Annotated in this window: 5 protein-coding genes and 1 pseudogene; 2 read left to right on the forward strand and 4 right to left on the reverse strand. The window is 66.0% G+C overall.

All coding sequences use genetic code 11. From position 1 onward, the window contains the following. Nucleotides 1–200: 200 nt before the first annotated feature. The 4 genes and pseudogenes from AB0I82_RS33965 to AB0I82_RS33980 all read right to left on the reverse strand — a co-directional run bounded on the left by AB0I82_RS33965 (nt 201) and on the right by AB0I82_RS33980 (nt 3,724). Nucleotides 201–617, reverse strand: a complete 417-nt coding sequence (locus AB0I82_RS33965; RefSeq protein WP_363261333.1) for a hypothetical protein — start codon at nt 615–617, stop codon at nt 201–203. Nucleotides 618–1,081: 464 nt separating this feature from the next. After that, entirely contained in the window at nt 1,082–1,648 is a 567-nt protein-coding gene (locus AB0I82_RS33970; protein ID WP_363261334.1) for a hypothetical protein, read from the reverse strand. A gap of 314 nt (nt 1,649–1,962) precedes the next feature. Next, nucleotides 1,963–2,316: pseudogene (locus AB0I82_RS33975) on the reverse strand (hypothetical protein); the annotation flags it as partial. Nucleotides 2,317–2,983: 667 nt separating this feature from the next. After that, nucleotides 2,984–3,724: an IclR family transcriptional regulator gene (locus AB0I82_RS33980; RefSeq protein ID WP_363261335.1), complete on the reverse strand. Its 741-nt coding sequence runs from the start codon at nt 3,722–3,724 to the stop codon at nt 2,984–2,986. A gap of 390 nt (nt 3,725–4,114) precedes the next feature. Here AB0I82_RS33980 and AB0I82_RS33985 point away from each other — a divergent pair, with 390 nt between their 5' ends. Then, nucleotides 4,115–5,191 carry a ParB N-terminal domain-containing protein gene (locus AB0I82_RS33985; protein WP_363261336.1) on the forward strand — a complete coding sequence of 359 codons (1,077 nt, stop codon included), beginning with the start codon at nt 4,115–4,117 and terminating at the stop codon, nt 5,189–5,191. 150 nt (nt 5,192–5,341) lie between these two features. Continuing rightward, a complete protein-coding gene (gene galU, locus AB0I82_RS33990) occupies nt 5,342–6,277 on the forward strand; it encodes a UTP--glucose-1-phosphate uridylyltransferase GalU (protein WP_363261337.1) in 936 nt (311 codons plus the stop codon). The last annotated feature ends 164 nt before the right edge of the window (nt 6,278–6,441 follow it).

A 6,441-nucleotide genomic window follows, 5' to 3' on the forward strand; every position in this document is an offset into this window, starting at 1 on the left:
CCCCACCGGCCCACCACCGGCAGGCGGCCCGTCGACCGACTGCCGCGGTAGTCGCAGCCGCGCCCACCCACCATTCGCGCTCGCCGACCTGGAAGAAGACAAAGAGGTACCCACACTCCACCCACTCGCTCAAGAAGGAGCCGTTCACAAAGAAGTCCGCGCCGTGCCCGGCACCGGACCCACCAACTACCGCCCGGCGGTCAGGACCTGACCAGCGCCTGCGCCTCAGCCACTCGTACCGGCGCCTCCGCCTGGGACTGCAGGCCCGGGACCACGCCCTGCTCGCCCCCGCCGTGCCACGTCACATCCCAGAACACCGTCACCAAGACGGTGTACGCCTCGTCCGGCTGCCTCGCCGACGACCGCAGATAGGTGTGCCCGCAGTCCGGAGACGCAGAATCCGCCGCGTACTTCGCCGAGTACGGCGTCCCCGCGCCCTCGCACGCCACCGTCTTGCCGTCACCCATCACCCAGGTCGCACGCTGGGGTATCGCCGTCGCGGTCACCGTCAGGCCCGGCACCTTCGCGGTCTCCGTCACCGGCTGCCACATGGCCCGGTCCAGCCACATCCAGGTCGGCACCCGAACTAGCTGCGCGTGCTTCTCATCGGGGTTCATCCGGATCACCGGCTCAGAAAGCACCAGTTGCCGCACGACCTGCTTCGCTACAACAGCAGGGTCCGGCCTCTGCCCACCATCACCCTTCTGAGCTTTACCAGCCTTCGGACCATCCCCATCGAAGCGAGCCATGAGCACCCTGCCACCGCGCGGAAGGAACGCCCACCCACTGGACTCGATCACTGGAGGTCCAGCTTCCGGACGACCACCGCCGCCCATTGCGGCATTCCGCTGGGAATACTGCAGAGACGGCGCCGAACCATGCCCCGACTTCCCCGCCCCCTGCAACCGTCCTTCGCTGCGCGCACCGACCTCACACCGCTCCGCTCGGCATCTCACACCTGCGGAGAGCCCCATGTACGAGTCCCCGTCCCCACGCGCCCAAGACGGAACGACGGCGAATCCTCCGAGCGCCGTCAGAGCCATCACGAAAATTGCAGCCTCATCGGCTCGTAGCCACCGATTCAGTCCAGACACGTTCCCGCGTCCTCCCAGTACAGGTCGGACACTTTCCACTTGCCGGAGGACAGGACGACGGTCGCCTCGGTGCGGTAGCTCCCACCGGACAACCCATCCGGCGAAGCGCTCTGCTTGACCTGAACCCAGTCGGACCCGTCAACGCAGTCCCGAAGCTCGACCTTGGTCGCGCTCGCCTTCACCACATCGGGTGCAGGGACGGGCGCACCGCGCCCAGTCGTACCTGCCTTATGCGCCTGTCTCATCGTGTACTGCAACAAGGTCAGCGCCCCGCCCTTGGCGTGGTCGTCGAGCCGGGCATGCTTCGGATCCGAGGTACGGGAAGCCGCTGCCGCGTCCTCCCACATCGCCCGGTATGCGGCGATCGCCGCACTCTCCTCCGCGCCGTGCGTCGGGCTGGGTGTCGGCGACGCGGACGGCTCGACCGCTCCGGCGCTGTTCGACCCCTTGTTTTCTGTCGGGCGTGCCGCATCCTCCGCACAAGCGGCGAGGCTGAGCACCAAGATCACACTCACGGTGGCCGTGATCGCTGAGTCGTATGCCGTCTTCGCCATGCCCGCCCACCCTCCCCCGCGCGCCGCGTCGCCCGCCGCGCTCAACCCCGGCTCGATGCACCGGTTTTGCCCGACAGTCTCAGAAAACCAAACGCGATTCGGAGGCTTTGCTCCGCTTTCACTCTTACGGTGAAGTTTTCGTCATAACTAGCAGGTCAGCGGCACACCGGTTCATCCCGTCGAGTGCACCGTGCGCGGTTTCAGTGCGCCTCAGTCGGGCCAAGGGGTACCAGGTCACCTCGCCGCGAGCCATACCCGCCGTTCGGCCGCACCGCGACGGACCGAGGCCGGCGACGTACCACTGTCTGGATCATTCATAGTGATTCGCCGGGATGCTGCAGGGCAGCCCCACTCCCAACCGTTCCGTGCAGTGCCTCCGCCCAGCAGACCACCGATGCCCGGTGCTCGGGCTGCAGCCCCGCGAACGGGGCCGGCTGTACGAGAAGAGTGCGCTTGCCTTCAATGGCGCGTTCGTCGGCCCAAGCGTGGTCGAGAGCGGTGAAGTTGTCGTCGAGCCAGGCGACTGGCGTGCCGCCGAGCCAGTTGTTGACCTAGTCGCGTTTCCACAGGTAGCCGGTGGTGATCTGCGGACGCGGCAGGTCGACGTACGGGAGAGGCGAGAGGCCGAGGAGAGGCCCGATGGCGACGCCCTGCCGCCAGCTCGTACACCCTGTATGTCCGCGAAGTCGATCGCACACCGCGACCAGTCGAGGTCCTGCGAGCGCCGAGCCCGTCCAGGACCAGGCGATGGAGCTTGCCCGGTACCCGGCCCGGCTCCACTCGGTGAAGCACCGGTGCACGACCGCCCTGACGGTCCGAAGCCCGACGGCAGCTGCCGCTACGTACAGCTCATCGCGTCTACGAACAAGATCGCTGCCAGCAGCCGCCGGTCGCCGTGCCGGCGTCGGCCTCCTACCTGGAGACACACTGGGGAAGCCGGAAAAACCGCTGGACCAACTCCCACAACCCGTACGGAACCAGACGCTCCACCATGGCTGTCAGAGCAATCAGCCTAGCGATCATGCGAGTTGATACGGCCCTCAAGGCGGAAACACTCTGAAGTCGGGCCGACCCGGACGCCATGCGCGGAGCGAGATGGGTATACCGCTGCCGAAAAGTCTGAGTGGGGGCAGTCCGACCTTCCTTCAGAGGGGTGGCGTATGGAAGGCCAGACTGCGAGAAGGCTCACCAGGACATAGCTCGAGGCCGGTGGACCGGTCTATGCACCGGTGGTTGAGCACAGCGCGGATGCCGGCGCAAATCCTCGCGGGCACTGGTTGCTGCTTTTGAACCGCTCGCCTGTGATCGATGGCTGCGCGGAGGGCGGGAAGGGTGTCACAGGCCGGCATTCGCCAGCACGCGCAGTGCCGTGGCGGCCAGGTCATTCAGGCGCTGTTGCGGCAGGCGTGAGGCAGGGCCGGAGATACCCAGGGCAGCCTGTACGCGGCCCTGCCGACGGACCGGCACGGCTACGCAGCACAGGCCGGGCTGGAAGCTCTCCAGGTCCAAGGCGTACTGTCGCTCGCGAATGATCTTGAGTCGATCCTGCCACTGCTGCCACTTGGTAGGGGATTCCTTGTTGGCGGCTTGGGCTGCTGCGGGACAGAAAGCCAGCAGGACATGACCGAGGGCGGTGTCGAAGAAGGGCTCGCGCCCGCCGACGGGGACGGCGAGTTTGAGGGGCTGCGTCGACTCTACGGCGTCGAGGTAGACGTAGTCCCGCAGGGCCGGGGCGGCGAGATAACAGGTCTCCCCGCTGAGTGAGGAGAGTTCCTCCAGAACGGGCCGGGCCTGGGCGCGTAGCGCCTCGTCGTTGCCGACTGCCCCACGGGCGATTTCGGAGACACGTTCGGTGACGAAGTATCGGCCGCCGTGTGAGTGCTGGGTCAGGTAGCCACAGGACTCCAAGGTCGCCAAAAGGTTGTGTGCGGTGCTGCGGAAGAGGCCCATGGCCTCTGCGGCGTCACTGAGTCTGACGCCGTCGGGTGAGGCCCCGACCACTTCCAGGAGTCCGAGGGCGCGTACCACGGACTGGATGCGGCGGGGACCGCCACTCTCGCTCTCGTGTTCCACCATGTAGGATTCACAAGCTCTCTATGTAGATGTTCCCGCATCGTAAAATCGTGCATGCTACACTCACGCTGCCGCGTCACGGAGGACCAGTTCTGCAATGCGGAACAGCACAACCAGGTGCCTCCGTTAATTCAATATTAACTAATCGGCTGAGCGAAGTGGTTGCCACCCTCCACCGGGACACGCCCGGTACGGTCGGCAGCGTGGGGGGTGTGCCAACGTTTTCAGGGTTCTGCCAATAAAGGAAGCAGACGGGACAAGACGGGCGCCTGCCAATCCCTTCTCCCGCACTCCTCCGAGGCTGACCTGAAGACCGCGGCCTTCTGTCTTGCCGTGCAACGTCGCACGGTCAGGCTCTTCTCCTCGCGCACACCAAGTAGAGGAGCGGGTTTGATGCCTAGCGTTGCAGGAACAGATGATGCCGAAACGCTGTCTTCGGTGGAGCAGGCGACGGGGGACTTCTGGCTGGCAATGCACCAGGAGACCGTGACTCTCCCCCTGGCGTTACTGACACCGTCTGACTCACCGCGAAGCGGTGGCGTCGACGCCGAACATGTACGAGCCCTCGCCGAGGTCGAAGCCCGCCTACCTCCCATCACCGTGCACCGGCCAACGATGCGCGTCGTGGACGGGATGCACCGGCTCAAGGCCGCGCAGCTGCGCGGCGACACAGAAATCGAAGCGCGTCTCTTTGAGGGCACCCACGAGGATGCCTTCGTCCTTGCGGTTGGCAAGAACGTCCGCCACGGGCTGCCCCTGACCTTCCAGGAGCGCTCCGCCGCCGCCGTCCGCATCATGTCCTCCCACCCAGCCTGGTCCGACCGGCGCATAGCTGAAACAGCCGGACTCTCTGCAAAGACCGTCGCTGACCTCCGCCAGAGAGAATTCAGTGGCCAGGCCATGCCCGCAGCCCGCACCGGGCGGGACGGCCGCGTCCGACCGGTCAGCAGCGCGGCCGGTCGCGAACGGGCCGCGCAATTTCTAAGACAGAACCCCACAGCCTCCCTGCGCGAGGTCGCCAAGGCAGCCGGCATCTCACCCGGCACCGTCCGCAACGTGCGCGACCGGCTCACCCGCGGCCAGGACCCGGTACCACCACGGCAGCGGATGCACACGCCCGCCAGCACAGCAGACGCTCGCCCCCTACCGAGTACCTCCGGGGTATCGCTGCGCAACACACCGCAGGAGGAGCACGGCGCCGGCCAACGGGTACTGCGGGACTTTGACACCGCCCTGCAAACCCTGCGCAAGGACCCCTCCCTGAGGTTCACCGACGCCGGGCGCCTGGTGCTTCGCCTCCTGGAAACGCGGTCGGTCTTCGTCTCCCAACGCAACCAGCTTCTGAACACGATCCCGCAGCACTGCATGCCGGCTCTCTCCGCCGCGATACGGCAATGCGCTGAATCCTGGCACGAATTCGCCGAACAGCTGGACCGCAGCGACCCTTTTAAGGATTCCCGGGCAGGATAGTCGCGCCACCGGCGACGAATTAATTCCAGGTAACGGGCTCCGTGTGCAACTGAGGAAATAAACACTTGCTCACCGTGCAAGGCACTCGTTTTCGCTGACCTCAGTTGCACGCCGTTCCCCTCCTCAGGAAAAGATCCTATGGTTATCGGCATGCGCCGAACCAGTATTCAAAAAGCAGTTATTCCTGTTGCCGGCCTCGGAACCCGATTCCTCCCGGCGACAAAGGCAACTCCCAAAGAGATGCTCCCGGTCGTAGACAAGCCGGCATTGCAATACGTCGTGGAGGAGGCATGCCGGGCCGGGCTGGACGACATATTGATGGTGACCGGCCGCAACAAGCGCCCGCTGGAGGATCATTTTGACCGCAACTGGGAGCTGGAAGAGGCGCTGGAGCGCAAGGGGGACGCAACCCGGCTCTCCCGCGTCCGCGAATCAGCCAGCATGGGAGATGTGCACTACGTCCGCCAGGGCGACCCGCTCGGCCTCGGCCACGCAGTGCTGTGCGCCGCGCCCCACGTGGGGAACGAGCCGTTCGCCGTACTCCTGGGAGATGACCTCATCGACCCCCGGGACCCGCTGCTGACCCGCATGAGCGAGGTGCACCAGCGCTTCGGAGGAAGCGTAGTGGCGCTGATGGAGGTCCCCGCCGAGCAGATCGGCCTGTACGGCTGCGCTGCGACAGCCCCCACCGACGTCGAAGACATCGTCCGCGTCAGTGACCTGGTGGAAAAGCCTGACCCCCGCACCGCGCCGAGCAACTATGCCGTCATCGGCCGGTACATTCTTGACCCCGGCATCTTCGATGTCCTCCGGACCCTGCTCCCGGGCCGCGGCGGAGAAATCCAGCTCACCGACGCCCTGCAGCAGTTGGCCCAGAGCACCAGTGCAGGCCCCGTGCACGGAGTGGTGTTCACCGGACGCCGCTACGACACCGGTGACCGGGCCGACTACCTGCGCACCGTGGTGCGCCTGGCGGCCGAACACCAGGAACTGGGACAGGACTTCCGCGCCTGGCTGCGCACCTACGTCCTGGACAGCATGCCCGCCGACGACCTCGACGAGCTGTCCACGGTGCTCGTGGCATGAAGCCCCACCAGCGACCGCACTCCGCCCCACGTTTTTCAGAGAGGAACGATGAGCAAGCCACTTGAGGACATCGTGAAGGCGTACGACGTGCGCGGCGTGGTCCCCGACCAGTGGGACGAGACCTTGGCCGAGCTGTTCGGTGCGGCGTTCGCCCAGGTCACCGA

It is taken from the genome of Streptomyces sp. NPDC050315 (assembly GCF_040655775.1).
In the GTDB taxonomy this organism is placed as follows: domain Bacteria; phylum Actinomycetota; class Actinomycetes; order Streptomycetales; family Streptomycetaceae; genus Streptomyces.